At 49.0% G+C, this 26532-nt stretch carries 24 protein-coding genes and 1 riboswitch; of the genes, 12 read left to right on the forward strand and 12 right to left on the reverse strand.

Annotated elements, in window-relative coordinates:
* Positions 1–55: 55 nt before the first annotated feature.
* Positions 56–164: riboswitch (SAM riboswitch) on the reverse strand.
* 147 nt (positions 165–311) lie between these two features.
* From CLV60_RS21150 to CLV60_RS21160, 3 genes are all read left to right on the forward strand, one after another.
* Entirely contained in the window at positions 312–1253 is a 942-nt protein-coding gene (locus CLV60_RS21150) for a M20/M25/M40 family metallo-hydrolase (RefSeq protein ID WP_106597366.1), read from the forward strand.
* 40 nt (positions 1254–1293) lie between these two features.
* Complete coding sequence (treF, locus tag CLV60_RS21155; RefSeq protein WP_106597367.1) at positions 1294–2844, forward strand: alpha,alpha-trehalase TreF; 1551 nt, start codon at positions 1294–1296, stop codon at positions 2842–2844.
* Positions 2845–2971: 127 nt separating this feature from the next.
* A complete protein-coding gene (locus tag CLV60_RS21160; protein WP_106597368.1) occupies positions 2972–3760 on the forward strand; it encodes a PhzF family protein in 789 nt (262 codons plus the stop codon).
* Positions 3761–3798: 38 nt separating this feature from the next.
* On the opposite strand, the gene CLV60_RS21165 is transcribed toward CLV60_RS21160, so the two are convergent.
* Positions 3799–4683: a DMT family transporter gene (locus CLV60_RS21165; RefSeq protein ID WP_106597455.1), complete on the reverse strand. Its 885-nt coding sequence runs from the start codon at positions 4681–4683 to the stop codon at positions 3799–3801.
* 73 nt (positions 4684–4756) lie between these two features.
* Here CLV60_RS21165 and CLV60_RS21170 point away from each other — a divergent pair, with 73 nt between their 5' ends.
* Positions 4757–6154, forward strand: coding sequence for an OmpA family protein (locus CLV60_RS21170; protein ID WP_106597369.1), 1398 nt, complete (start codon positions 4757–4759; stop codon positions 6152–6154).
* A 591-nt stretch (positions 6155–6745) separates the two neighbouring features.
* On the opposite strand, the gene pth is transcribed toward CLV60_RS21170, so the two are convergent.
* Complete coding sequence (gene pth / locus CLV60_RS21175) at positions 6746–7306, reverse strand: aminoacyl-tRNA hydrolase (protein ID WP_106597370.1); 561 nt, start codon at positions 7304–7306, stop codon at positions 6746–6748.
* Between the two features lie 63 nt (positions 7307–7369).
* On the opposite strand from pth, the gene pyrR reads away from it, so the two are divergent.
* Positions 7370–7912: a bifunctional pyr operon transcriptional regulator/uracil phosphoribosyltransferase PyrR gene (gene pyrR / locus CLV60_RS21180; RefSeq protein WP_229211073.1), complete on the forward strand. Its 543-nt coding sequence runs from the start codon at positions 7370–7372 to the stop codon at positions 7910–7912.
* Between the two features lie 6 nt (positions 7913–7918).
* On the opposite strand, the gene CLV60_RS21185 is transcribed toward pyrR, so the two are convergent.
* Positions 7919–9439, reverse strand: a complete 1521-nt coding sequence (locus tag CLV60_RS21185) for a hypothetical protein (RefSeq protein WP_106597371.1) — start codon at positions 9437–9439, stop codon at positions 7919–7921.
* 175 nt (positions 9440–9614) lie between these two features.
* On the opposite strand from CLV60_RS21185, the gene argS reads away from it, so the two are divergent.
* The 4 genes from argS (at position 9615) to CLV60_RS21205 (ending at position 13468) form a co-directional block, all read left to right on the forward strand.
* Positions 9615–11393, forward strand: coding sequence for an arginine--tRNA ligase (argS, locus tag CLV60_RS21190; protein WP_106597372.1), 1779 nt, complete (start codon positions 9615–9617; stop codon positions 11391–11393).
* A 109-nt stretch (positions 11394–11502) separates the two neighbouring features.
* A complete protein-coding gene (locus tag CLV60_RS21195) occupies positions 11503–12087 on the forward strand; it encodes a glutathione peroxidase (RefSeq protein WP_106597373.1) in 585 nt (194 codons plus the stop codon).
* Positions 12088–12172: 85 nt separating this feature from the next.
* The gene (locus CLV60_RS21200; protein ID WP_106597374.1) at positions 12173–12547 is read left to right on the forward strand and encodes a DUF5618 family protein; all 375 of its coding nucleotides are present in this window, start codon (positions 12173–12175) and stop codon (positions 12545–12547) included.
* 27 nt (positions 12548–12574) lie between these two features.
* Positions 12575–13468, forward strand: coding sequence for a 1,4-dihydroxy-2-naphthoate polyprenyltransferase (locus CLV60_RS21205; protein ID WP_106597375.1), 894 nt, complete (start codon positions 12575–12577; stop codon positions 13466–13468).
* 3 nt (positions 13469–13471) lie between these two features.
* On the opposite strand, the gene CLV60_RS21210 is transcribed toward CLV60_RS21205, so the two are convergent.
* The 8 genes from CLV60_RS21210 to CLV60_RS21245 form a co-directional block, all read right to left on the reverse strand.
* Positions 13472–15256 carry an SGNH/GDSL hydrolase family protein gene (locus CLV60_RS21210; protein ID WP_106597376.1) on the reverse strand — a complete coding sequence of 595 codons (1785 nt, stop codon included), beginning with the start codon at positions 15254–15256 and terminating at the stop codon, positions 13472–13474.
* A gap of 73 nt (positions 15257–15329) precedes the next feature.
* Positions 15330–15773 carry a DUF4920 domain-containing protein gene (locus CLV60_RS21215; RefSeq protein ID WP_106597377.1) on the reverse strand — a complete coding sequence of 148 codons (444 nt, stop codon included), beginning with the start codon at positions 15771–15773 and terminating at the stop codon, positions 15330–15332.
* Positions 15774–15784: 11 nt separating this feature from the next.
* A complete protein-coding gene (locus CLV60_RS21220) occupies positions 15785–16201 on the reverse strand; it encodes a putative toxin-antitoxin system toxin component, PIN family (RefSeq protein WP_106597378.1) in 417 nt (138 codons plus the stop codon).
* A complete protein-coding gene (locus tag CLV60_RS21225) occupies positions 16191–16418 on the reverse strand; it encodes a hypothetical protein (protein ID WP_106597379.1) in 228 nt (75 codons plus the stop codon). Before CLV60_RS21225 ends, CLV60_RS21220 begins: the two co-directional genes overlap by 11 nt.
* Positions 16419–16477: 59 nt before the next feature.
* Complete coding sequence (locus CLV60_RS21230) at positions 16478–19933, reverse strand: DUF7948 domain-containing protein (RefSeq protein WP_106597380.1); 3456 nt, start codon at positions 19931–19933, stop codon at positions 16478–16480.
* A 21-nt stretch (positions 19934–19954) separates the two neighbouring features.
* Positions 19955–20575: an ABC transporter ATP-binding protein gene (locus CLV60_RS21235; RefSeq protein WP_106597381.1), complete on the reverse strand. Its 621-nt coding sequence runs from the start codon at positions 20573–20575 to the stop codon at positions 19955–19957.
* Positions 20576–20599: 24 nt separating this feature from the next.
* Positions 20600–21490 carry a class A beta-lactamase, subclass A2 gene (gene bla, locus CLV60_RS21240; RefSeq protein ID WP_106597382.1) on the reverse strand — a complete coding sequence of 297 codons (891 nt, stop codon included), beginning with the start codon at positions 21488–21490 and terminating at the stop codon, positions 20600–20602.
* A 29-nt stretch (positions 21491–21519) separates the two neighbouring features.
* The gene (locus tag CLV60_RS21245; RefSeq protein ID WP_106597383.1) at positions 21520–22728 is read right to left on the reverse strand and encodes a hemolysin family protein; all 1209 of its coding nucleotides are present in this window, start codon (positions 22726–22728) and stop codon (positions 21520–21522) included.
* Between the two features lie 517 nt (positions 22729–23245).
* On the opposite strand from CLV60_RS21245, the gene fbaA reads away from it, so the two are divergent.
* The gene (fbaA, locus tag CLV60_RS21255; RefSeq protein WP_106597385.1) at positions 23246–24325 is read left to right on the forward strand and encodes a class II fructose-bisphosphate aldolase; all 1080 of its coding nucleotides are present in this window, start codon (positions 23246–23248) and stop codon (positions 24323–24325) included.
* Positions 24326–24395: 70 nt separating this feature from the next.
* On the opposite strand, the gene CLV60_RS21260 is transcribed toward fbaA, so the two are convergent.
* Positions 24396–24761: a winged helix-turn-helix transcriptional regulator gene (locus tag CLV60_RS21260; RefSeq protein WP_106597386.1), complete on the reverse strand. Its 366-nt coding sequence runs from the start codon at positions 24759–24761 to the stop codon at positions 24396–24398.
* Between the two features lie 104 nt (positions 24762–24865).
* Here CLV60_RS21260 and CLV60_RS21265 point away from each other — a divergent pair, with 104 nt between their 5' ends.
* Together CLV60_RS21265 and CLV60_RS21270 are read left to right on the forward strand one after the other, a co-directional pair.
* Positions 24866–25501, forward strand: a complete 636-nt coding sequence (locus tag CLV60_RS21265) for an NAD(P)H-dependent oxidoreductase (RefSeq protein ID WP_106597387.1) — start codon at positions 24866–24868, stop codon at positions 25499–25501.
* A gap of 220 nt (positions 25502–25721) precedes the next feature.
* The gene (locus CLV60_RS21270) at positions 25722–26429 is read left to right on the forward strand and encodes a DsbA family oxidoreductase (protein ID WP_106597388.1); all 708 of its coding nucleotides are present in this window, start codon (positions 25722–25724) and stop codon (positions 26427–26429) included.
* Positions 26430–26532: the final 103 nt, after the last annotated feature.

The following is a 26532-nucleotide window of genomic DNA, read 5'->3' on the forward strand; positions in this document are numbered from 1 at the left end:
GAGACTAAAGCCAATCGGCTTACGGAAATTTCTAACTGTAAGAGCACACGAATTGATTTTATATCTCCTAATAAACTTAGGTGGGAATTAGCACCTTTCTCCGTAGCGGTAGCAGGTTGCCAGAGGTTCATAGAGCCCATTCTCTCGCCTCTTCTTTATAAATCAACCGCCGTTCAGGGAAGCAATTGATTGATGGTGCAATATTAAGCGCGGATGCCTGAAAATACAAGCAAATGCAAAAATTCTGTCCTTCCGCGGTGCCCGCTCGTGCCGCATCAGCTTATCTTTGCCCGTCAACCATTTTTAGTAGAATGAGAATCTTTTTTCACAGTCTGCTGCTCGTTTTCGGCGCTGCGCAGGCATTTGGACAATCCGTTACCCCCTCACCGGACAATATCCGCAAACACATTTCCTACCTGGCTTCCGACAAAATGAAAGGCCGCGGCACAGGAAGCAAAGAGAATGAAAAAGCCGCGAAGTATGTGGCGAAACAATTCAAAAAGTACCACCTTTTACCCAAAGGCACCGAAGGTTATTACCAGCCTTTTACGGCCAAAATCCGGCGCATTGTAGTGCCCGACAGCATCCGCGAGGCACGGAATGTGATCGGGTTTCTCGACAACGGGGCGCAATATACCATTGTCATAGGTGCTCATTTCGACCACCTTGGGTTGGGCCGCCAGGGAAGCTCCAAAGCCGAAAAGCCCGAAGGGCAAATCCACAACGGGGCCGATGACAATGCATCGGGCGTAGCCGGGCTGCTCGAACTGGCGCGGTATTTTTCGGGAAATGACAAAAAGGAACCTTACAATTTCCTTTTTATCGCATTCGGGGCGGAAGAGCTCGGGCTTGTGGGCTCGCGTTTCTTTGTGAACAATCCGACATTGCCATTGGCCGATATCAACTTCATGTCGAACATGGACATGATCGGGCGATATGATCCCAACCGGGGCGTCGGGATAGGCGGCTACGGCACGAGCGCCGAGTGGCCGGCGATTTTTAAGGATGTAAAAAGCGATACGAAGTTTTTTACGGATAATGCAGGAAGCGGAGGCTCCGACCACGGTTCGTTTTATGCCAAACAAATTCCTGTGCTGTTTTTCCATACCGGCGGCCACGATGATTACCACAAGCCGACCGACGATGCGGAAAAGATCGACGCGAATGCAGAGGCGGGGATTTTGGGTATTCAAATTAAACTCATTGAGAATGCGATGTTATTACCAAAACTCAAATTCACAGAAGTCAAATAAGTCATTGTCCATTCGGGAGAACCCCTAAAATCAGTTTGTTTTGTACGGTTTTGTTGCTCCATCATTCACTTACGGCCAGGCTAACATCTCTCCTGAGGAGTTGTACGGAACGCTATTCCGTGACGTGCAGTGCAGCCACATTTTCTCCGATTCCAAGACATTCGCCGACGCTATCCCGCTGGAAGATCCGGTACTGATCATCGAGCGGTACCACCAGGAGAAAGACAGCCCGGGCTTTGACATGGAAACGTTTGTCCGGACGCATTTCAGAATGCCGGCTCAGATTGCTTCGGAATTCATTTCCAACAAGAATGAGCCGGTTTCCGACCATGCAGGCAAGCTCTGGTCGATACTCACCCGCCAGCCGGAAAACCAGGAACGGGGCGGGTCGCTGATCCCCCTGCCCCACCCTTACGTGGTGCCGGGCGGCCGTTTCAGGGAGATATATTACTGGGACAGCTACTTTACGATGCTAGGCCTCAAAGAATCGGGGCGCGTGGAGTTAATGGAACATATGCTCAACAACTTCGCCTACCTGGTGGACACATTGGGTTTCATACCAACCGCCAACCGGACCTATTACCTGAGCCGCTCCCAGCCGCCATTTTTCTCACTGATGGTAAGGCTGTTTAGTGAAATGGAGGGTAAAAAGGTCCTGAAAAAGTACCTGCCGCAATTACAAAAAGAATACGATTACTGGATGGATGGATGCCAGGAGCCCTGCGCACCGTTCACGGCTCACCGACGCCTCGTATATCTTCCCAATGGCGCGCTGCTAAACCGCTATTGGGACGACAAGGCCACTCCGCGTCCGGAATCTTACAGTGAAGACACCGAGCTCGCCCGGGAAGCCAGCGAAAAGTACGGCACCGCTCCAGAGGAGCTTTACCGCCATATCCGGGCTGCTGCGGAATCGGGGTGGGATTTCAGCAGTCGTTGGTTTGCCGATGAGACCGATTTTGCATCGATCCACACGACCGACATCCTGCCGCTAGACCTGAACTGCCTGCTCTACCACCTCGAGAAAACCATCGCGGAGGCCTATCTGCTCTGTGATAACCGGCGTATGCATTTACTTTACGAGGAAAAGGCCAGGCAGCGGAACATGGCCATCCAGACCTATTTCTGGGATGAATCCCGGAATTACTACATGGACTATGATTTCCGGAAAAGGGAATTTACCAAAGCCATTACCATTGCGGGGGCCTTCCCCTTGTTTTTCAAGCTCGCGCCCAAGCCGCACTCGCATTATGTACGGGCGTACATCAGGCTCAATTTCCTCAAATCGGGCGGACTGCTCACGACCATGGTGCGTACGGGCCAGCAATGGGATGCACCCAATGGTTGGGCGCCGCTGCAATGGATCGTCTACAAAGGGCTACGTAATTACAATTTCCACCGGACCGCCAACGAGCTCAGCGACGAGTGGTTGGGACTGATCGAGAAGGAATTCCGGCATTCGGGGAAGATGCTCGAAAAGTATAATGTATCGGACACCAACCTGATCGCCGGAGGCGGCGAGTACGAAATCCAGGAAGGATTCGGCTGGACCAACGGGGTTTATCTCCGAATGAAAAACCGTAAGCGATAGCCCGGTTTCGACGAAATCTGCTTTGATTTCTTATCTATTTCCAATAAATTATATTAAAAATTGGCAAGAAAATCTTCCCGTAGCGGATATTTTTAATACCTTGCTGTTATCAAGCCCATTTGACTTCATGAAACTTCCTATATACCAAATCGATGCTTTTACTGATAAGTTGTTTGGTGGAAACCCTGCCGCAGTAGTTCCTTTGGAACAGTGGCTGCCGGAAGAAACGATGCTTGCCATCGCCGCCGAAAACAACCTCGCCGAAACCGCATTCTACGTTCCGACCGAAAATGGTTTCCATATCCGCTGGTTTACGCCAACGGTGGAAGTGGATCTCTGCGGACATGCGACACTGGCCGCAGCATATGTGATTTTCAATATTCAGAATTATGAAGGGCAATCCATCGCCTTTGATTCGCGAAGTGGCGTACTTACCGTCGATTGCAAGGAAGATTGGCTTACACTCAATTTCCCTGTGGATCAATACCACATTGCCGTACCGCCTCCGGGACTCGTTGAAAGTCTGAAAAACACGACGCTTCTGGAAGTTTACAAAGGCAAAACCGACTACCTGGTCGTGCTCGAATCGGAAGAAGTAGTGAGAGACCTTGATTTTGACATCATTATCCTGTCTACCATTCCGGCACGCGGTGTCATCGTAACCGCCGCAGGCGACGAGGTGGATTTTGTCTCCCGCTTTTTCGCGCCGCAATCGGGCATTGACGAGGACCCGGTAACAGGTTCTGCCCATACCACTTTGATCCCTTACTGGGCCGATAAGCTTTCCAAAACACAACTGAATGCACGTCAGCTCTCACGCCGCGGCGGTTTTCTGAAATGTGAATTGCAGGGCGACCGGGTTTATATTGGGGGGCAGGCCAAGTTGTATCTCAAAGGCGAAATCCTTGTAGACTAGGCGTCCCTGACCGGGCGTCCCCGACTGGGCGTCCCCGACTACCCCCTTTTGTTTCCTGCAAATTTTGTGCGTTGCCCGGCATACAAGCCTGCAACCACTAGTACCGTACCGACGACGGTGTACATCGTCACAGGCTCGCCCATAAGCCACCATGCAAAGAAAAAACCAAAAAGCGGGCAAAGGAACAACCACAATGAAGCTTTGACGGTATCGATCCTGAGCAGGTAAAACCAGCATATCAATCCAACAATTGAAACAGCAAGGCTAAGCCACAGTACGGAAGCCCAAAAGACGGTATCTAATTTGGTAGCTCCAAAATCGGCCATTCCCAATGTGACCGGCAACAGGAAAACGCCGCCCAGAAAAACCTGCCAGCCATTGATAAGCAGATTGGGCAGCTCCCATTTCACGGTAGCGTAGTAAACACTCGCTGCCGACACAGCCACCATGCTGATCAACAGCAACGTAATGCCTCCGACTGTGGTATAACTGTCGGCCAGCAACGGATAGGTTGCGACCGCCACACCACCCATTCCCAGCATAATGCCGGTCCATTCTTCCGCTTTGGGCTTTCTCTTCAACCACCATGACGACAGCAGCACGATAATCAACGGATTGGTGGACACGGCCAGGCTTCCGATACCGGCAGCAGTATACTTCATCGCATACACGTACAGGCCCAGGTACAACGTTGTATTCAGAAAACCGAATAATGCCAGTTGCCGCCATTCCTTTTTTGTAGGCAGCCGGTAGTCCGGATTTTTGGCAAACAGGTACGAAAATGACAGCAATAAAATACCAGCTATAAAGAACCGAACGTTTGCCAGTATCAAAGGAGCTGCCGATTGCACGCCAAATTTCGTTGCCACGGAGGCCGACGACCAGAGAATGGAAAAGAGAAGACCGATACCGATGTTTTTCACACGCAAGAATAATAACGATCCAAAATTACAAGTTGTACTTCGGCTTCCGCCCCCACTTTTTATATTTTTGGGTATGATTAACAAAAAAAATGCGCTGCGAACGGTGCTGATGGCCCTGCTTTGCACCGTGGCGCTGCACGTGCATGCCCAGAACCAGTGGACTTACGACTTCAACAACGGCTTCCTGCCCATTGAAAACGGTGGCACCGCATTAAAACCACTCGGGCGCCCGGGGCAAATCATCAAAGAACAGATTCCCGGTTCCGATGGCCTCTCGCGATCGATTTATGTTTTTGAGAAAAACAGCGGACTGCAATTCAACAGCGCGGAAGCCAAGGGATTTCTGAACAAATCATTCACGGTCGAGGTCTATTTCAAGCTCGATTCACTCGATATCTGGAAACGCGTACTCGATTTCAAAAACCGTAAGAGCGACTACGGCACCTATATCTATCATGGCAAACTCAATTTCTTCAATTTTGCCATGAGTGAAAAGGTCGCCGTGCGCGCGAAGCAGTGGGTGCATTACGTGTACTCGCGCGACTACGAGACGAAAGTCATTCGAATGTATATCAATGGTATTCTGAAACTGGATTTCAAGGACCCGGGGACGGAGGGTGTACTTGACGCCGACCAGGTACTGAATATCTTCCAGGACGACCTCATTGCCGGCAACGAATCCAGCGCGGGAACCGTAGCGCTGGTCCGCATTTACGACCGGGTGATGACGCCCGTGTTTGTGCGCAGGAGCTACCAGTCAATCTCAAAGACTTTTAAGGAGCCCGTCGCTCAAAAAGAGGAGCCCAAAGAAGAGCCCAAACCGGTTGAAGAAAAGCCGGAACCTGCCCGCAACAGGAACCTGGCCATGGTTACCGGCCGGGTTTACGACGGCCGCAACCTGAAACCCGTCAACGATGCGGAGGTACACGTGCGCAAATCAGCCAATGATTCTCTGGTGGCGCATACCAAAACCGTCGACGGCGTCTACAATGTGGAGTTGCCCCCGCACGAAACGTATCGCATCACTGCACAAGCCGATGGTTTTCAATCCAAAAGTGTGACCATTCGCACCAACAACCGGTTCGAAGAAGTAAAAGCGCTCATGAATATGGCTCCCGAGACGCATTCGATACCGCTTTCGACGCTCTATTTCAGTCAGGGGACCGAGGTGTTGGAGGATAGCGCCCTCGCCGATCTGGACTCGATCGTCAATTACTTCCAAAAGCGGCAGGATTTGCGGCTGGTACTGAAAGGCCATACCGACAATACCGGGAGTTTTGAAAAGAATCTGGAACTATCCAACAAGCGCGTAGAGACTGTGAAGGCTTACCTGATCGGCAAAGGCATTATTGCGAACAGAATAGAGGGATCAGGCTACGGGTCGGCGCAACCGAACCAGGTCAACCGGACCGAAGCGACGAAGAAGTCGAACAGAAGGGTAGAAGTTTGGGCGGAGCCGGTAAAAAGATAAAGCCATCTCATGGAGATGGCTTTATACTGACTATTCCTAAACCCTTAACCTTTTCTTATCTTTTATATCTTTTAGCTTTTCAGCTGTTTTTCCTTTTCTTGTTAACGTATCGGGCCGCCCGATCGTTTCATTGTATTTGTAAAGAAAGAATACTATCAATAATACTCCAATTTTTCTTCTTTACAAAATTCAGAGAACTTAACCAATATACGCTGTTAATTATTCTCCAGATCTGACGAAATCTTGCTGCCCCGTCCTTTTTTTACTTTCCGGCACACTTCATTTTACCGGCTTGCAACGCAGAAATTCCATTATAATGCAAAGATAACAGTATTTCAATTTGGCTTCCTCGATTTATTCTATTTCGCTTCCGCCTTATTGCATTACAAATGTCGGAATTAATTTTGAAATTACAAATTGCACAAAAAGCACTAATCAAAATATTCTTTGGAATTTTATCGCAATCTCGACACTTCAAAACTTATTTTATACTAACAATCAGCAATTATCTTTTATTAAATTTCGAAAAATTAACCAAAAACCAAATAAATACAATTCTTGAAATATTTATATTTTCTTCAAAAAGTGCAATCATTGGTTATAATTGTTCATTGTCGATTGTATTCCCAAAGTACAAAAGGATGTAACCATATCTCCGGCTTTGTCCAAAATGATGGGCAGCTCCGCCATTTCCTCATTGGAAAAAGGTTTTAACACGTAATCTACTTGTCTGCCGCGTGGAAAATTATTTCCTATCCCGAAACGCAGTTTGGGGTATTCTGTGGTGCCCAATAATTCCTCAATATTCTTCAAACCGTTGTGTCCCCCATGGCTGCCTTTCGGCTTGATCCGCAACGTACCGAAAGGCAATTGCAGCTCATCCACAATGGTTAACGTATTTTCCGCAGCCACTTTGTACTGGTCCATATAATACCGGATAGCCTTTCCGCTCAGATTCATGTAAGTAGTAGGCTTTATAAAATAAATGTGCCTGCCTTTGTACTTCCACTCAGCTACGAAAGCCAGTTTTTCAAAAGAAAACTTAAAATCGTGCTGTGCGGCTAGGCGGTCGAGCACCATGAAGCCGGCGTTATGTCGGGTAAAAGCATACTCCGGACCAATATTCCCCAGCCCGGCAATCAGATATTTCATTGAATAAAAGTTTTAATTTCGTCTAAGAGCACTTTAATTTAGGCTAAAATTCAGGGAAATTTCATGATACCCCAAAAACGATTAGTACTTAGCAGTCCCCTTCTGGAAATAATGATCAGCCGGCTTTGCCAGCAACTGATTGAAAATCACCAGGATTTTTCGAACACGGTTGTCATGGGTTTGCAACCCAGGGGTATCCACTTTGCCGAACGCATTGTGAAGGAGCTCCGCGAAATTACCGGACAGAATATCCTCCTGGGACATTTGGATGCTACGTTCTATCGTGACGATTTCCGCCGCCGCGAGTCTCCGCTCGTACCGAACAAAACCAACGTCCCGTTTCTGATCGAAGGCAAAAAAGTGATTCTGATCGACGACGTCCTCGCCAGCGGGCGTATGGTGCGCGCCGCGCTCGACGCCATGACCGCGTTCGGCCGCCCGAAAGTAGTGGAATTGCTGGTGCTGATCGACCGTCGCTATAATCGAGAACTGCCCATCGACCCCGATTACGTGGGAATGCAGGTAAGCACCGTGGAAACACAGCGCGTACAGGTAGAATGGACGGAGCAGGGATTCGACGCCGACCACATCTGGCTCGTCGACTAAAATGCATTATGGCTGATGACCGGGCCGGGAAGCTTCTTCTTTGGCCTCCATTTTACCTATATCGTCGGTCTTATATGTGAGCTTGTTGACGTAAAACACCTCGCGCCCCTGCACAATGGACGAAGTACCGATCCGCTGCATACCGTAGGCGAGGAAATATTGGCCATACCACGGTGAAAGGTAGCCATCTTCATTGTTCAGCACCTTTTCCTTCTCCGACTTCGGATTAATTTTAAATTTCTCCGTTTCCACCACCACTTTATTGCGGCTGATCACCTCTGTGTGTATTTCTCCTTCCTGCGGATAGGCCAGTACAAAATAGTCGTCGACCGGCGTCACCTGCACCATTTCCTGCAAATCGAAGCTTGTTAGATCTTTAATCGTAATCGTATTGTCCCACATGAGCTTACCGCTGCGGTCGAATCCGCACACGATCGCGTGTGTGTACCGGTAGCCTTCGAGCGCGCGCGCTACGTACGGGCGCGAAAGCCCGCCCGAAATGATAGGGCTTGTAGAACGTTGGTTGGGATAATACACCTCCGCCACCAGCACAATTTCCTTCTCCGTCTGGATCAGCTGATGCACCAGCAGCCGGTAACGAAAGCGGTTTTCCTTACCCAGGCTCTTCCGCTTGCCGATCTTTTCCAATACCCTCGCTTTTCGCTTGGGTTTCATATAATTGAAGAAGTTCTGCAATTCCGAAAACTCTATAAACTGCGGCTCTTCCGGGGTATCGTCGGAAACATGCGTCACGTAAAGGCCCTGTGAATATTGGGTGCAACCTACGGAGTAATTGCCGATCAGGTAGGAGTCATCGGCATTCAGCGGTACAATCTGGCCTGAAATGAAGCTGTAACGCGGGTCACTCAAACTGGTCCTTTTCAACAGCTTGCCATCATAATTGTAAGTTTTTATTTCAAAAACACAATTTTTCTTCCGGTAAGCATAAGTGATCACGTTGATATAGCCGTCGATTTCATTGATATCAACATTATTCAGCTCTGTATTTTTCTCAAAAAGGCCGGGTAACACGCGGGTTGTGTGGTCGAAAAACGAATGCACGATCACAATTGGCCGGGACCGGTAATAGCCGGACACCAATGCTTTGCTTCCGATCACCTTGAAGTGCTGCACATCGACACCCGAAAGCAGGTTACCTTTATATGTATCGATGGAACCGTCCTGGAAATTCAGTTGCAGGAAAAGGAATTTGTCGGTATCAGGCTCTGCGAACAGCCAGTAGCCGCTTTCCTCCGCCTTGTAGGCCATCACCGGAATGTACCTGAAATCGAGTTTATAAGAAGTCCGCCAGAGCGCTTTCAGCGTTGTGTCATATTTTACAAACTCCCATTGTTCATTGCGGTTCGAAAATTCATTTCCCCGTATCACTGACAAAATCCCCCGCTCACCCAGGCTAAAAACCTCGAATTGCTCGGAAGAAGACGAGCTGGTCGGGATTTCCAGGCGATCGGACTGCTGCAACTGTGCCAGCGCACCCCAGAGCGGCGCGAAGATCAATAGCAGCATTAATTTCAACCCGAAATAGTTTATAGAACGGTTATGCATAACTTCTTCCTTCAGGGGTGTGACACAGATCAATAATTCGCCTAATTTTGCATGCTGCAAAGGCTCACATTGCTATTAATATTAGAAATAATTTCACTTAAATAAAAACTTGCGGGAATGTAATCCCCGATTTTTCATGACAATTGAAGCAATACTCAAGGAGGATATTCAAAAAGCCGTCCAAAAACATTTCCAGCTGGACAACCAGGAGATCATCCTGCAACCTACCAAGAAAGAATTTGAGGGATTTTACACATTTGTCACCTTTGCTTTGACCAAAGCGGCCCGCAAGGCTCCGGCAGAGATCGGGCAGATCATTGGCGATGAGCTCGTAGCTTCGTCATCGCTCGTTTCTGGCTTTAACGTCGTGCAGGGTTTCCTGAACATTAGCCTGAAAGACAGCACCTGGCTGGATTTGTTCGATAAGATCTTTTCCGACGAGACCTTCGGCACACTGCCTTCAAACGGGAACTCGGTGATGGTGGAATTTTCTTCGCCTAATACCAACAAACCGCTTCACCTGGGGCATTTGCGCAACAACTTCCTGGGCGATTCCCTCTCTAAGATACTGAAAGCGAGCGGCTATGATGTAGTAAAAACCTGCCTCGTCAATGATCGCGGTATTCATATCTGCAAATCCATGCTCGCCTACCGTGAGCTGGGCAATGGCGAAACACCCGAATCCAGCGGCATTAAGGGTGATCACCTGGCGGGCAAATATTATGTGCTGTTTGATATTGAGTATAAAAAACAGATCAAAGCGCTGGTGGAGCAAGGCCTGAGCGAGGAAGAAGCTGCTAAAAAGGCGCCGTGGATCCTTGAAGCACAGCAATTGCTCCTGCTTTGGGAAAATAACGATCCCGAAACGGTTGCGCTCTGGCAAAAAATGAACAATTGGGTTTATGAGGGATTTGCCGAGACCTACAAAAAGATCGGCGTGAGTTTCGACAAAACCTATTATGAATCAAACACTTACCTACTAGGCAAGGATATCATCGAAGAAGGCCTTCAAAAAGGGGTGTTCTTCAAAAAACCGGACAATTCTGTCTGGATCGACCTTACCGAGGAAGGACTTGACGAAAAGCTGGTACTCCGCGGCGACGGCACCTCCGTGTACATCACACAGGATCTCGGCACGACTGAACTAAAAAACAGTGACTTCTCCAACGACCGTTACCTGTGGGTGGTGGGTAATGAGCAGGATTACCACTTTAAAGTCCTGTTCGCGATCCTGAAACGCCTTGGCCGTACTTACGCCGACGGCTGCTACCACATCAGCTACGGCATGGTGGATTTGCCTTCGGGTAAAATGAAGTCCCGCGAAGGTACCGTTGTCGACGCAGACGACCTGGTGGGCCAGATGGTGCAAACGGCGTCCGACCGCACGCAGGAACTGGGTAAAATCGATGATTTTAACAGCGACGAAGCCAAACAACTCTACAATCAGCTGGCATTGGGCGCATTGAAGTACTTCCTGCTGAAAGTCGATCCGAAAAAGCGGATGCTCTTCAATCCGGAAGAATCCATTGATTTCCAAGGCCATACAGGACCTTTTATTCAATACACTTACGCACGTATCCGTTCGATCATGCGCAAGGCGGAGCAAGCGGGCATACCGGCGGAGGTCCCGGGTCACAGCTACGCTATGCACCAGGCTGAGCGCGAGCTGGTATTCGCATTGTCGCAGTATCCCGTGAAAGTGTTGGCGGCTGCTAATGAGTTCGCTCCGTCGCTGATTTCGCAGTATGCATTCGACCTGGCGAAGGTCTACAACCAGTTCTATGCCGAAGTGTCGATCTTCTCCGATCCGGATCCGGAAGCGGTGAAATTGCGGGTCGCACTATCAGGCGCAGTCGCGGAAACGATTCGCAAAGCTTTGGGGTTATTGGGCATAGATGTCCCCGAGCGGATGTAAGCAACTTTTTTGAAAATCGGGCCGTATAGTGTTTTGGAGAGTTAACCCGATGATCCCTGCATGCAAATCACTTTCTAACTATATGTAATAACCATAACCAAAACCTATTATGAGCTTAATAAAGACACTTTTCATTATGATTACTTCACTGATTACCGGCCTGTTCGTCGACAAATCCGAGATAGCGAGCCGTCCGGAAAATGCTCCTGTTGCAAAACAAACGCTGTATGATTTCAAGGTAAAATCGCTGGTAGGCGGCAAAACCGTGGATTTAAGCAAATACAAAGGTAAAAAAGTAGTGATCCTGAATGTGGCCTCCAAATGCGGTTATACCAAGCAGTATGCCGACTGGGAGAAATTCTATAAAGATCACGGCGATAAAGTGGTAGTACTCGGCTTCCCTGCCAACAACTTCGGCGGCCAGGAGCCAGGCACCAGCGAGGAAATCGCTACTTTCTGCTCGGCAACTTACGGCGTGACATTCCCGATGTTCGAGAAAGTATCTGTACTCGGCGACGATCAGGCGCCCATTTACAAATGGCTGAGCAGCAAAGATCTGAATGGCTGGAACGACAAAGTTCCTACCTGGAATTTCTGCAAATACGTGATCAACGAAAAAGGCGAATTGACTAACTTCTTCGCTTCGAAAGTATTGCCTACGGACGAAGAGTTTACCAAGGCCGTAGGAATTTAAGTAGATTTACTGTCGGAAGCAGCATTCGGTTCTTCCGAGGGCTCTTCCGACAGTTCTTTTTAATACACATTAACTATACGCAACTATGAAAAACATGAACGAAGCCCGCCGCTACCTATCAAATGCCAAAGAAATCCTTCGCGAAAAGGCTGTTAAAGAAGACGGTGCCTACAAGGATCGCAAATATGTAAGAATGGCAGGACATACAGCCTATGCTGGTGTTCTGGAAGCGTTGGATGTTGTTTTTGGCAATAAGAAAAAAGGCAGGAAAAGTGTAGATTGGTACAAAGAAGAACTTGCAAACATTGACAAAAAAGTTCTGTCCAATTTCTTAATCGCTTACGACGTCCTTCACCTCTCCATGAGCTACGATGGTGTCTTGAGTGCGGCTGTCTCGAAGGAAGGACTTGAAGTAGCCGAAAGAATTATTGACTGGGCCGAGCAAAAAACGGCCGCATAGCATTACCCCGCATTAACAATACCGAAAATGAACCCCTGGATTGAAGCCGCACGTCCCCGCACATTACCACTCGCATTGTCTTGTATTTTAATGGGTTGTTTCCTGGCTGCGGCCTCAGGGCAATTCAGCTGGCCTGTGGCGGGTTTGAGTGTGCTGACAACCATTCTCCTGCAAGTACTTTCCAATTTTGCGAACGACTATGGCGACGCCGTCAACGGCAAGGATACCGAACTGCGCGAAGGACCGCGCCGGGCGGTGCATTCGGGGCACATTACAGCTTCGAAAATGCTGCGGGCAATCATTCTTTTCTCGGTGCTGGCATTAATTTCGGGGATTACCTTGCTGACGATCGCGTTGAAAGATGCCCCGGCAAACACATTCTGGGTCTTTCTGGGAATCGGCATTGCCTGCATTATTGCGGCCATCACATACACGGCGGGCAAGCGTCCCTACGGTTATGTGGGCCTGGGCGACCTTTCCGTCCTGATCTTTTTTGGATGGGTGGGGGTTATCGGCAGCAACTTTCTGCACACACACGTATGGAACTGGGGCTTGCTGCTCCCGGCGACCAGCTGCGGCCTTTTCGCGGTGGGCGTACTGAATATCAACAACATTCGCGACATTGAATCCGACCGTGCCACCGGAAAAAACTCGATCCCCGTACGTATCGGGCGCGAGAAAGCCATTGTTTATCACTGGTGCATTTTGCTGATCGGTATGCTTTGCGTGACTGTTTACACAGCTCAGCATTTTTCCAGCTACACCAGCCTGATCTTTTTCCTTAGCTTTCCCCTCTTTGTCAAAAACGGACTTGCTATATCCCGGCTCACCAAAGCCAGCGAACTCGATCCGTACCTGAAACAAATGGCACTTTCGACTCTGCTTTTCGTGATCCTTTTCGGGATCGGCATTGTCCTTTAACCCCTACTTTACGAAAGATTTAATCGCATTACCCAGCAGGCTGTAACCTTTTTCATTGGGATGCAGGCCATCGGAAAACAGCGACTCGTCGATCTTGCCGTCTTCTTTCAGGAACACTTTACCCGGGTTCACAAACAGCACGTCCGCTTCACCGGTGATTTGCACCAGTTTGTCATTCAGTGCAGCCACACGTTGTTCCTGCTGGCGACGTGGGTAAATGCCCATCATAATGATTTGCGCCTGCGGCTGGCGGTATTGAATGGCTTCGATCAGCTGCTTCCAGCCCGCTACAATTTCCTCATCGCTGTTCAAACCGAGGTTGTTGGTACCGATATTGATAATAATCTGTTTTGGCTTGAAACCATCCAGTTCTCCGTGGTAAATGCGCCACAGCACGTTCTCGATGCGGTCCCAGCCATAGCCCATATTCACCGAATTCTTCCCGAAAGTATTGCCCCAGGAAGATTCCCCAACCGCCCTCGGCCCTTTGGGCAAGCCGCCCCAGAAATGGGTGATCGAGTTGCCAATCACCACCGTTGAGGGCGAGGCTCTGCGGTTTAGTTCGAGGATTTCCGAATGTCTCTTTTCCCAATCATAATTGTGCAACTCGCGCATTTGAATTACCGGACGGGTGGTCGAAATCTCGCCCGACGGTTCGTGCAATATCCTTCTCAAATGCCTTTCGTATCCATCGGCATATTGCAGCATTCCGAGATCTGTCGGATGCGTTCCGTCCACAGTCGACTCGTACGTCTGACCGAATTCTTCTTTCGGAATCAGATAAATATTTTGAAAGCCCTGCGATTTTAATGTGGCAAAAGCGTCTTTCAGAACTTCGTTGACTTCCACATAGTAATGCTTGCTTCGCGGGTTGATATCCTCGTCGGTGTATCCGGCGTGCTCAGCCAGCGCAATGGGAACATCCGGGCGCTTCTGCCGAAGTGTGGCCACCGTGCTGATTACCCGCTTCTTAATTTCCTCCTTCGTGATGCCCAGTTTCGAATCCGGTCGGATTGTGAGGTTAGGAAGGCAATCGAGCACATACACTTTTGCGTCGATTTCTCCCAGGAGGTCCACGACTTCACTCTCCAATCTGCCATTTCCCGAAAAACCGAGGTTGATCAATGGTCGGTCCATTTTCCGGCCTAGTATCGACGTCCACGCCATGCCCGGCCGAGATGCACACGCACCCTGTGCGATAGAAGTGCCATAAACAACGATCGGCTTATCAGGCCGCACTGCCAGTGGGGTGAACTCCGTACCTTGTGGCGTACCGATTTCCAACCATTTCACACTGTTGTAGAGCGGAAGAAATAACCGGTATTCCCTTCCATGCTTATGGTAATTATCGTTGGGGGACAGGTTTCTAAAATCGTAGGTGATCGTGTCTCCAAATGCATATTTACCCGCACACCAGCGCCATTCACCGTCACTGCTGATGGCATACAAATCCACCCCGCTCACGCCTGTCGCAGGCATATGCGGGAGCGCGTGCTTACCACCCACTACGTAGCGAACCTTGATATCGGAAGAATTTGCCCGGAAACGGATCATCAGCCCAGCCGACTGGTTGGACAAGTTCCAAACCACATCACGCACCTGTTTTTCGGCCCGCGCCGGCAAGCGGTCGTATGGACTTTTCAACTCCTTAGTAAGCCATGCCTGCCCTTCCACGACAGGGAATGCGGCAGTTTGCGGATTCCACCAGACATACTGGTTACTCTGCGCTAAAACCTGAATGCTCAGCAACAGGCCCAGGCACACATTTGAAATTGATCTGAAAAGCATAAAATTGAAAACGGACACCGATGTATCGCTACAAAAGTGCCCGTTTGGCTATTTCTCCCGTTTTGGCGGGAAATTATTTCACAATCACGCCATCGGCGATAAACGTCAATTCATCCTTCGGCTCGGTGATATTCGCTATTTCCTCCTTGCTTTTACCCGCATCCTGCGCATAATGCTTCAAATGCTCCACGGGTACCGTCGTTTTCTTGGCTTCTCCTTCAAAAACTACCGTTTTACCAGCAATGTCTTTAGGCACAAAAAAAGCGTAGTCCTTGAAAACCACCCGCATGGTTTCGCCATTATCCAGGTTAACCTTCATCCAGCAGCCTTTCACCTGGCAAACCGACTCTACTGTACCTGTTACTTTGGCCTGTATTTCGCTCTTATCACCCATCTTCGCCGGAAGCGCCGTAGCCGCTATCGCTTTTTTGTCATCAATCTGCTTACCAAAGTTTCCCTGGGCTTTGGCGAAAGAAATGGTCAGAATGACCAGAAGTATTGAAAGGAGTTTTTTCATGATGTTAATTTTTAAAAGTGTGTTAAAAAGTTACCAGACGTCAAAATCGCTGTTTGTCGAAATGGGTGAAGTATCAACAGGTCTTTATCACCTGTTACAATGCAGGCCGCATTACTCAAGGCTGCCAGTTCCAAAAACTTATTGTCATTGGGATCTCTGCAAACTTCTATTTTCTCCTCAGGCTCCGGCCACATCTCAAATTGTCCATCCAAAAAATTCAAAACATCAACCCTCTTTTCAAAGGAAACGTATCTATCGAATTTGCTCCTTAGAAAAACATCGGCCAACTCTCTTTTCATTGCATGAGTAGTAATGACCTTTCCGATGTTCATTGCTTTTGTTAGGGCAAGACCGATAGCAGTATTCCCGTCAAGCAAAAATGCGCTGATTAGTGTGTTTGTGTCAAAAATGAACCTGCTATTCCCCATTCAAAAGACTTTCAAGTTTATCGTGTGTTAGTCCATTCTGCCGGGCTTCCTCCCGCACGTCGTCCAGAAGTTGAAAAAAGTTTTCCCGTTCTGCCTGACGTATTTTCTCTAAGATCTGATTCTCCAAATCCTTTTCAAGCTTTTCCCGGAACTGTGCCGGCGCATTGCGCCATGCGCGAGCCAATTCGTCATTTACTTCCAAAACAATCCGTTCCATATCGATAAGTGAATGATCAACATAAAGTTAACACCTCCCACAATACAATCAAAACCACCCTATTCCAACACTTCCACCCAACCCTTGCAGTGGTTCCCTTGCGGGGTGTCGACGACGTAGAGGTACGTACCATTGGCAATCCCTTTCCCCCAGTCGTTCTTGTAGTCGGCTGATTTGAAAATGGATTTGCCCCAGCGGTTGAAAACTTCCAGCGTGGATGAAGCGACGGGGACGATGAAAAAATCGTTCTTCCCGTCGCCGTTCGGGGTGATAACGTTGCTTAATTTGAATGCGGGTTCGGCGCTGATCTTTTTGGAAGCCGTAAGGGAGCAACCGGCCGCATTGTAAGCGGTTAGGGTGATGGTGTACTCCCCCGGAACCTCGTAAATATAGTTCTTCACTTCCGGGTCGGTCATCGGATTACCTGCACCCATATTCCATTCGTAACGCTGTGCTTTGCCGGTTTTGTTGGTTAATGAATAGGAAAACGGCTCGTTACATGCCCCACCCGATTGCGTTACCTCGAAATCTGGGGCGTAGGATTGGTCAACTTTCACTGTGATTTCGCGAAGCGGGCGGCAGCCATCTTCATACAAGCCTTCAATTATGTACGTCGTGGTTTGCGTCGGTTTTACTGTCACCGATTTGCCGATGGTTTCTTCCAGGCCTGTGGCTGCATGCCATTTGTATTGCGGCGCATTCCCTGAAACGGTCAGCACCACGGCGGCGCCCTGGCACACCTCGGTGTCAGGCATATCAACGAAGTCGGCCTTCTTCTCGACATCCAATTTGACCTTTTCAGTCACTTTACAACCTGCATTATTGCTGATTTCCACCGTGTACTCCGTCGTTTCTTTCACGGTAGCAACGGGCGTCGCAATATTCGCATTATCCAGTCCCGCTGCCGGCGACCATTTATACTGCGTACCTCCGCTGGCGCTCAATTTCACTACATTGTTTTCGCAGACCGTGGTATCGCCCGTCACTTTCGTTGTCAATGTTTCGACAACCACTTTCTTTTGAGCCACATCCATTCGCTTGCAGCTCAACCGGTTGTAAGCCGTAAGTGTAACCATGTATTCGCCCGGTTTCGTAAATGCATATTCCGATTGCCCTTCATCCCTTGAAATCGTATTCCCATTCACCTCCCAGATGTAATCCACGCCACCTTCACTCGTGTTCACGAACGTCAGTTCGAGTGGTGCACAGCCGCGAAGTACGTCTTTGGTTTGACCCTCATAAACATCGAAGTCCGCCTTCAACCGGTCGATATCGATCTTAAAAGCCGCGTTATTGCAGTTATCGCTATTATTCGTTTCCGACCACGCTTGCGGTGTGGTTGGGAAATGGCTGCCTCCGCAGGCGCAGGTTGCGTGGTAAATCATCCCGTTTTTATCAAACCGGCTCGTTCCCCCATCTACGTGATCACCTTGCAGGCGCGTGTCACGTGCGAGGCTTCCGAAAAAAGTTGCGTAGAGCAAAGATTTAGCTCCCTGTTCCAGAATGGCGATGTAAAAGTTATTACCATTGGTGTTGAGCTGTATCGCATCATCGGTAACAGGCAGGCCGGTCGTACTACTGGCCACATTGTTATTAGTACCGCTATTCACATTCCCACCCCAGCCAGCGAGGTAAATATTCCCGCATTCACTCACGAGAAAGGCAGTTGGTGAAATATCCGGCGTGCCCCGGCCGGAACCGATAATGGTCGAGAACAGTGTTTGGGTCAATGCAGCATTCAATGCATGCACGAACTGCCCGCTTTTTGCATTCTGGTACACACCCTGGCTCACCGGATAATTACCCGTCGTCAGCCCATACACGTACACCTGATTACCCTGGTCGATGTCCAGCAAATACGCGCCATCTTCCTTGTCGGTCCCTAAGTAGGTCAATGCCGATAGCTGGTCATTCACATAGCGCGCCACAAAGCCGTCCTCCGTTCCTTTCAATGCCGGTTGGTAAACGCCCGCTTTGGTTTGCAAATTGCCGCTTTGGGTGATTCCCGTCACATATACTTCGCCGTTGACGGCGACTTTCAACGAATAGGCCGCGTCCCATTTATCACCGCCCAGGTAGGTCGACCACAGTAGCTGGTCCAGCCCTGCGGAAAACTTCAAAACCACACCATCCTGGCCACCCGCCAACTTACTTTGCGCAGGGTTTTTCAAAGGGAAATTGGCTGAATTGGTAGACGAGACTACATATACCTGATCGTTTTTATCCACACCTATTTCTCCCCGAAAACTATCCCCGTAATTCCGGATCGTCACGTCATTCGTCACACTAACGCCATCGTTGCCGCTCCCGCCAGCGAATGTGGAACCGGTAAGCTGGTTCCCGGCAGCATTCAGTTTGGCAACAAAAAGGTCACTGCCATTGGTCATCCCGATTCCCGAAATCGGTTCCACGCCGGTTCCACCGCCAAAAGCGCGCTGAAAAGCATTGTCGCGGGTTGGGAAATTTTTAGAAGACGTCGTCCCGAGAATCAGCAGCTCCTTCCGGCTGTTCACGATCAGGCTCGTAGGAACGTCGCCATCACTTCCTCCGATAAAAGTCGCGTAGAGCAAATCGGAACCATCGGGATTGAATTTCATGATCGAGACATCCACCAAGCCGCCAAATTTAACTTGAAATGCGCCGGTTGTTGCCGGGAAATTGGTCCCAAAAACAGTCCCACCGGAATAGAGGTTACCCTCATCGTCATACGTCGCGGTGTGGCCCCAGTTGTCGGCGACAGAACCGGAGTATGTTGAGAAAATCAGTTCCGGATCAATCGTAAGCGGTAATGCTTTGTTATAACCGGCAGGCAATTCGAAATGCACGATATTGTCGCCGGAAATACTAAATGCCGACGGGACTTCCGTCGTGCGTGCATTGGTACCCGATTGAAACGAGTAAGGCTGCGCTTCCCTGATATCCCCGACGGATGTTTTGATCACGATCTGGCCCGATTCGTTTAGAGATACCTTCTCCGCGCCTTTATATTGAAAACTGATCCGCGAAGCATCTGCGCCGGGTTTTACTATAAATTCATATTTGAGCTTCGCCTGGTTGATGTAAATACGGAGGTTGATATCAGGATAGATATTCTCGTAAATCACCTCCTCAAAGCCATTCACGCCATTCGCCCAGGCACCGGCGTCATTTCCCAGAAAATAGTTAAAACGTCCTTTGCCTACCTTTAATGGCTGATGTCGCAGATTCGCAGATGCATTTAGAAACGTTACCTCCACCCCGTGTGCGCGAAGGCCGGGCGCGCTCACATCCTCGCGTGCGCCGGGTGACTGCCCCTGCGCGTGCATCGCCGAGACTTTCGAGCCATCGTAAAGTACATAAAGCAGTGAATGGGATTTCAAAAACAGAAAACCCCCAGGGATAGCGGCGCGGAAGCGGACATCGCTGTCCCATTGCCCCTTGTTTTCGATAAAATAGGCCGAAGCAGCGCGGGAATGGTCGGCTGTGCGAACGATGATCAGAAACGATATGAAGAGTAGCCGTAAAGTTTTCTGCATAGTCCGCGCGGCAAAGTTTTTCTATTTGAACGCAGAAACCGAGATGATATTTTTACAAAATTCGTATTCCTGCTGCACATTTGAACCTAGTAAAACTAACTGATTCTGTGTATTATCCATTACGTGATCGAGGTACCAATTGATGCCTTGCACATCCAGATTTGTTGTTGGTTCATCGAGAAAAACCACTGGCACATCCGATAGAAACGCCAGCCCCAATTTTACCCGCTGCTTCATTCCCGACGAAAAATGGCGGATGATCTTTCCGCTGGCATGCGGAAGCTGAATAAAATCCTCAAAATCCTTTGCCGAAATGCCATTTTTGAATGGTTTGAACTTACTGTGAAACTCAATCTGCTCGCGCAATGTAAATTCCTCGATCAGTTCGAGATAAGGAGCGGCGATCACAATGTGCTTATACCAATGATCCGTTTCGATTTCCTTTCCGTTCCCGTCGGCGTAAGTGATTGTGCCTTCCGAAACAGGTATCATACCCATCAAAAGTTGCAATAACGTCGATTTCCCGCTGCCGTTCGGCCCTACAAATACATACTTTTCACCCGCCGCGAGTTCGAAGCTGGCATTTCTGACAATCCACTCTTTGATGAACTTCTTCCCTATTTTATCAACTGTAATCTGCACCGCTCTCTGTTAATCTAATCCTGATTATTTGCCGCCATAATAATCCGCGGCCGCTTTCGCGATCTGGGCAATCACCAGTTCGCGTGTATCTGCTTTCGCAGTGGCATCCGAAACGAATACCACCACTGCAATGTCTCTTTTATTCTGTAACTTAATGATCCCCACGTCATTCGTCGCGGCCGTCACTCCATTGTCATTGGTGGCGGACGTACCTGTTTTATGTGCAACCACCGTTCCCTCCGGCAGCAGTCCTTTGATCCTTTTCAAGCCGGTGGGGCCTGCAACCAGTATTTTCCACAGGAAATCGTGGCTGGATTTAGACAGTGTCCTGCCCTGATAAACTATTTCCAGCAACTGAAGATAGGCTGAGGGCCGGGCAAAATTGGTATACTGCACATTCCAGCCAGCCTTCATTTCCTTCTCAGTAGCTACAATCGCGATGTCTTTTACTCCCAGAGAATGAATGTAGTCATTCACTTTTTTGGTCCCGCCCGCCAGTTCAAAAAGCATGTCGCAGGCATTGTTGTCGCTTTCCGAAACCGAGTAACTCAACAGTTCGCCAATGGTTATGTCAAAGTCCTGTTTAGAATGCTTATCGCGCATCGGGCTGTGTGTCTCCTGGTCGAGCTCTGCCCGTACAACGTGTATTTTCTGATCCAGTTTCAACTTCCCTTTATCCACGAGGTTCAGCACCGCAATCGCAAGCGGAAATTTGAAAGTGCTTTGCATCGGAAACTTATGATTCTGATTAATCAACAATGTTTCCTTCGTTTTTAAATCCATCACACCCACACCCACGATACCTTTTGCCTGCCTGCTAATGTCCTCGATTTCAAATTTAAGCTTTGCCTGCTGGGCAAATGCAATGACTGGAAATAATAGTAGAAAAGCTGAAATCCGCGCGAATTGGGTCATGGAGATATTTGGGCTTGATAATGATCGTGTTAACTATGACCGTTCCGTTCGGCTTTTCGGTCTTCTATCGTCAGTTTCACGAGTTCGATGCGCGTGTCCTGAACAGAAACGATCTGGAAAGAATAAGGCGGAATGTCTACAACTTCATTCTCGTCGGGCAAATCGCCGCAATAATGAATGAGCATACCGGCAATCGTGTCATAATCTCCTTCGGGAAGCTCCCAGCCGTATTTTTCATTCAAATAGTCAAGCTCATGACGTGCGCTGAGCATATAGGTATGATCATCGAGCTGGCGCTCGGTCCAGTCCTCGGTGGTATCATATTCGTCCTGGATTTCTCCGAAAATCTGCTCTACCACGTCTTCCACGCTCACTAACCCCGACGTTCCGCCGAATTCATCCACAACCAACGCAATGCTGCGGCGCTCTTCGAGAAAGCGGAGCATGAGGTCCCTCGCAGGCATAGCTTCGGGGACAATCAGGATCGGCGTAATAATGTTGCTGATTTCCTTCGGCTTTTTAAACAACGACAATGCATGGCAGTAGCCCAGCACCTCATCTACCGATTCGCGATGCACAATGATTTTGGAATGACCGCTTGTGAGAAATGCGGTCCGTAAATCCTCGATGCTGGCGTTCACGTTCACCGCCGAAATTTCCGTCCGCGGGATCATACAATCGCGGATCCGCAGGTCTTTGAAATCCAATGCATTGATAAACATTTTTTCTTCAATGCTATGGTCGTCGAAATCGGGATCATCGGCGGAGATAATGTCGTCGCGCAGCGAAGGCGACAGGATATTCTCCTTCACAAACGGTTCGATCACCCAGTAAAGCGGCGTCATCAGCCACTCGCCGAAACGCACCGGAAATGCTTTCAAATCCAGCACTTTCGGAAAGCTTCGCCCGATTTTGACCCAGCTGGAATAGCTGCCCATCCACAAAACCGCCAATGCCGCAAACAATGCGACGATCAACAGCCAGTTTTGCGTGCCGGTATTCAGCTCAAAGAGCGGGAATACTGTAATGACCCCCATAAAGCAGCCCAATGCGACGGACAGCAGGCGTATCATCCGGAGAATGCGGCGCCAGTAGAGCGTCTGCTCCACCTGCTCATTCTTCTCGTGCCTGAGCGAATACCGGTCGATCCACACATCCAGCAACACCGACCGCACGGCTCCATAGTAGCCAGCCAGCATGAAGAAGACGATCGTCGTGAACAGGAAGATCAGGTTCATTTTTTCGGATTTTTAGCGGGTTTGCTTCCGACCGCTGACGGCCGACCGCCGACCGCCGATGCGCTCGACTTTTTAGAGGCAACCCCGGATTGCTCTGCTTGTTTCGCGAGTGTGGCAGCTTTCAAACGGCTGAATTGGAATAACAAAAAGCAAACAATGCACAACAGTAAAAGCCAATAGCTTTCTAGGAGCCCGGCGCGCCGGAATTCGAGCACCCAAAGCACGAGAAAGCCGAAAGCGAGGGCGAGGAAAATTGTCCGGATCAGTTTGGAATTCATTAATGAAGGATCTGCTTAAACATGCAGGGTATTGGCCCTGTTTTTTCAATGATTTTCAAAGATACCACAGATTGCGCCAAAACGGTCATCGATGCATTAATCTTCGTTTCAACGCATAATAAACCATACATAACTCGGTCATTTCCCCCTAAAATAGCTAACTTGCAGGGATTGCCGTGCAATTCAGGGCCGACACTTGAATTGTAAAATTAATTCTTGAAAAAATATCCTTTATTACTATGAGCGAAACGACAAAACGCTTTGCACCCGGTGTTGTAACCGGCGATGGAGTTAGTGAAATTTTCCGCCACGCCAACGAAAACAACTACGCCCTTCCGGCAGTGAACGTGGTAGGAACCAATTCGGTGAATGCGGTTCTGGAAACAGCCAAAGCGGTTAACAGCCCTGTTATTGTACAATTTTCAAATGGCGGAGCTATATTTTATGCAGGAAAAAGCCTTTCCAATGCCAACCAGCAGGCGGCTATCGCAGGCGGTATCTCGGGTGCGATGCACGTACATCAGATGGCGGCATTGTACGAAGTGCCTGTAATCCTCCACACCGACCACTGCGCGAAGAAACTCCTTCCCTGGATCGACGGTTTGCTGGATGCCGGCGAGCGTTATTTCGATCAATATGGTAAGCCATTGTACAGCTCGCACATGCTCGACCTTTCGGAAGAGCCTATCGAGGAGAACATCGAGATCTGCGCTAAATATTTCGAGCGTATGGCGAAACTGGGCATGACCCTCGAAATCGAACTCGGTGTAACCGGTGGCGAAGAAGACGGTGTTGACAACTCTGACGTCGACAGCTCGAAACTGTACACACAGCCTGAGGAAGTGGCGTTCGCTTACGAAGAACTTTCTAAAATCTCCCCTAACTTCACCATTGCAGCGGCATTCGGTAATGTTCACGGGGTATACAAGCCAGGTAATGTGAAATTGGAGCCGAAAATCCTCCGTAACTCACAAGAATATATCAAGCAGAAATTCGGTACCGGCGACCTGCCCGTTAACTTCGTATTCCACGGAGGATCAGGCTCATCCCGTGAAGAAATCCGCGAAGCGATCGAGTACGGCGCGATCAAAATGAACATCGACACCGACATGCAATGGTCGACCTGGGAAGGTGTTCTCAACTATTACAAAGCAAAAGAAGGCTACCTGCAATCACAACTCGGCAACCCCGAAGGCGCAGATTCGCCAAACAAAAAATACTACGACCCACGCGTATGGCTACGCAAAGGCGAAGAGAGCATGATCTCTCGTCTGAAAGTGGCGTTCGAGGATTTGAACTGCATTAACCAATTGGGATAATCGGTTTCGGATTTTGAGATAATGAAAAAGCAACCTGTAAGGGTTGCTTTTTTGTTTACGTAAGCTTCTCCTACTCCGCTACCATCATCCGCTTCCGGTGCGCCACGCCCCAATCCCGGAGCGTCTTGATCACAATTTCCAGCGAATGCCCGTACTCGGTCAATGAATATTCAACTACGACCGGAATGGAGTCATAAACCGTCCGCTTCACGAGATCGTTGCTTTCAAGCTCACGCAGTTCTTTCGAGAGCATTTTGTCGGTAATGCCGGGCACCTCTTTCGCGATTTGCGAGAAGCGTTTGTTGCCGAACATGAGGGATATGATGATGGGCAGCTTCCATTTGCCGCTGAGTACTTCCAATGCGTCGCGCACAGGCAGGATGCTTTTGGTGCATTCGCCCCAGGTATGCGGGTTTGCTTCCTTCGTTTTTTCCATAGCTGATTTTATCACTATCCTTTTGTATACTACTTACAAATGTATAGTAAATTTAATTAAGTTTGCATGCCGATTGATTAAACGGCCACCAAACTTAGATAAAAATGAGCGAGTTAATAAAAAAATTGAACTGGCGTTACGCCACCAAACGCATGAATGGCCAAGCCATTCCCCAGGAGAAACTGGACAATATTCTTGAAGCGATCAAACTGGCGCCCTCTTCCGTGGGTTTGCAGCCCTATAATGTCGTGATCGTGGAAGATAAAGCATTGAAAGACAAAATATACCAGGAAGCAGCCACGCGTCAGGCGCAAATCCCCGATGCTTCGCATTTGCTGATATTCGCAGCGTGGGAGAAGCTGACCTCGCAACATGTGGAAGACTATCTCAAACTGGTAGCCTCGACCCGGAATGTGAGCCTCGAATCACTGGCTGGTTTTCATAGCAGTATTAATGGCGGTATCCTCAGCCGCGGCGAAGAGGTAAATTTCGATTGGTCGGCACGGCAGGCCTATATTGCATTGGGCCACGGGCTCGTAGCAGCCGCGATCGAAGAGGTGGACGCTACGCCCATGGAAGGTTTTGACGCCGCGAAACTTGACGAAATTCTCGGTCTTCGCGAAAAAGGGCTTCGTAGCGTATTAATCCTCGCATTGGGCTACCGCGACGCAGAAAAAGACCCATATGTGAATGCGAAGAAGGTACGCCGCGCGCACGAAGAACTTTTTATCTCTATCTGACATTTCCTTTAACGGGAGGTGGAATAGTCAGGAGGTGGTCAGGAATGGTCAAGGATGGTCATGCGTAGTCAAGAGTTGTTGAAGGTATAATGACAACACATGACTAAAATGACAATACATGACTAAAAATGACTACACTTAACAACAAATGACCAAAAATGACAACGCCTGACAAAAAATGACCCTCCTCCCGTCAATACAATTACGAACAAACGAAACCATGAAAGTTGAAATATGGAGTGATGTAATGTGCCCATTTTGCTATATCGGCAAGAGGCGCTTTGAGAGTGCGCTGGCGGAGTTTCCGCAGCGTGATCAGATTCAGGTGGAATGGAAGAGCTTCCAGCTAAACCCGCAGATGAAAACCGAACCGGGACGGAGTATTAATGATTACCTGGCCGAAACAAAAGGATGGACGCCTGATTACGCACAGCAGGTGAATGATCATGTAACGAACATGGCCGCCGAAGTAGGTCTGGAATACAATATGGACAAGGCAGTACTCGCCAATTCATTCGATGCGCACCGGTTTTTGCAATTTGCCAAAACAAAGGGCCTCGGCGATGCGGCGGAAGAGCAATTGTTCAAAGCTTATTTTACAGATGGCAAGAATACTGCCGATCATGCCACACTGATCGAGTTGGGGACTGCCATCGGCCTCGACGCGGCTGAATTGAAAGCCGTTCTCGACGGTACGCGTTTCAGCGAAGATGTGCGTCACGACATTTACGAGGCCCAGCAAGTGGGTGCACGCGGCGTACCGTTCTTTGTGCTCGATCGCAAGTATGCGGTTTCAGGGGCACAACAAACCGAAACTTTCCTGAATGCATTGCAACAGTCGTTTGGTGAATGGGAAAAAGCCAACCCCAAACCACTTGTGAGCCTGGCCGACGGTGCGAACTGCACGGTCGACGGCGAATGCAACTAATCCTGTAATCATATCACGACGCAGTTGTATCTGACACGCTTAGTCATGTCAGATACAACTGCTTTTTTGTGTCGGTCTGCATCATTGGTACGGTTCTATAAGT

Source organism: Dyadobacter jiangsuensis (assembly GCF_003014695.1).
Lineage (GTDB): Bacteria > Bacteroidota > Bacteroidia > Cytophagales > Spirosomataceae > Dyadobacter > Dyadobacter jiangsuensis.

Coding starts and splice junctions, on each gene's coding strand:
- CLV60_RS21200 (WP_106597374.1), top strand. CDS start 12,173: ATGAAAAACATGAACGAAGCCCGCCGCTACCTATCAAATGCCAAAGAA.
- CLV60_RS21150 (WP_106597366.1), top strand. CDS start 312: ATGAGAATCTTTTTTCACAGTCTGCTGCTCGTTTTCGGCGCTGCGCAG.
- CLV60_RS21225 (WP_106597379.1), bottom strand. CDS start 16,418: ATGGAACGGATTGTTTTGGAAGTAAATGACGAATTGGCTCGCGCATGG.
- bla (WP_106597382.1), bottom strand. CDS start 21,490: ATGACCCAATTCGCGCGGATTTCAGCTTTTCTACTATTATTTCCAGTC.
- CLV60_RS21265 (WP_106597387.1), top strand. CDS start 24,866: ATGAGCGAGTTAATAAAAAAATTGAACTGGCGTTACGCCACCAAACGC.
- CLV60_RS21170 (WP_106597369.1), top strand. CDS start 4,757: ATGATTAACAAAAAAAATGCGCTGCGAACGGTGCTGATGGCCCTGCTT.
- argS (WP_106597372.1), top strand. CDS start 9,615: ATGACAATTGAAGCAATACTCAAGGAGGATATTCAAAAAGCCGTCCAA.
- CLV60_RS21270 (WP_106597388.1), top strand. CDS start 25,722: ATGAAAGTTGAAATATGGAGTGATGTAATGTGCCCATTTTGCTATATC.
- CLV60_RS21230 (WP_106597380.1), bottom strand. CDS start 19,933: ATGCAGAAAACTTTACGGCTACTCTTCATATCGTTTCTGATCATCGTT.
- CLV60_RS21215 (WP_106597377.1), bottom strand. CDS start 15,773: ATGAAAAAACTCCTTTCAATACTTCTGGTCATTCTGACCATTTCTTTC.
- pth (WP_106597370.1), bottom strand. CDS start 7,306: ATGAAATATCTGATTGCCGGGCTGGGGAATATTGGTCCGGAGTATGCT.
- CLV60_RS21205 (WP_106597375.1), top strand. CDS start 12,575: ATGAACCCCTGGATTGAAGCCGCACGTCCCCGCACATTACCACTCGCA.
- CLV60_RS21245 (WP_106597383.1), bottom strand. CDS start 22,728: ATGAACCTGATCTTCCTGTTCACGACGATCGTCTTCTTCATGCTGGCT.
- CLV60_RS21160 (WP_106597368.1), top strand. CDS start 2,972: ATGAAACTTCCTATATACCAAATCGATGCTTTTACTGATAAGTTGTTT.
- CLV60_RS21220 (WP_106597378.1), bottom strand. CDS start 16,201: ATGGGGAATAGCAGGTTCATTTTTGACACAAACACACTAATCAGCGCA.
- pyrR (WP_229211073.1), top strand. CDS start 7,370: ATGATACCCCAAAAACGATTAGTACTTAGCAGTCCCCTTCTGGAAATA.
- CLV60_RS21210 (WP_106597376.1), bottom strand. CDS start 15,256: ATGCTTTTCAGATCAATTTCAAATGTGTGCCTGGGCCTGTTGCTGAGC.
- CLV60_RS21195 (WP_106597373.1), top strand. CDS start 11,503: ATGAGCTTAATAAAGACACTTTTCATTATGATTACTTCACTGATTACC.
- fbaA (WP_106597385.1), top strand. CDS start 23,246: ATGAGCGAAACGACAAAACGCTTTGCACCCGGTGTTGTAACCGGCGAT.
- CLV60_RS21185 (WP_106597371.1), bottom strand. CDS start 9,439: ATGCTGCTATTGATCTTCGCGCCGCTCTGGGGTGCGCTGGCACAGTTG.
- CLV60_RS21260 (WP_106597386.1), bottom strand. CDS start 24,761: ATGGAAAAAACGAAGGAAGCAAACCCGCATACCTGGGGCGAATGCACC.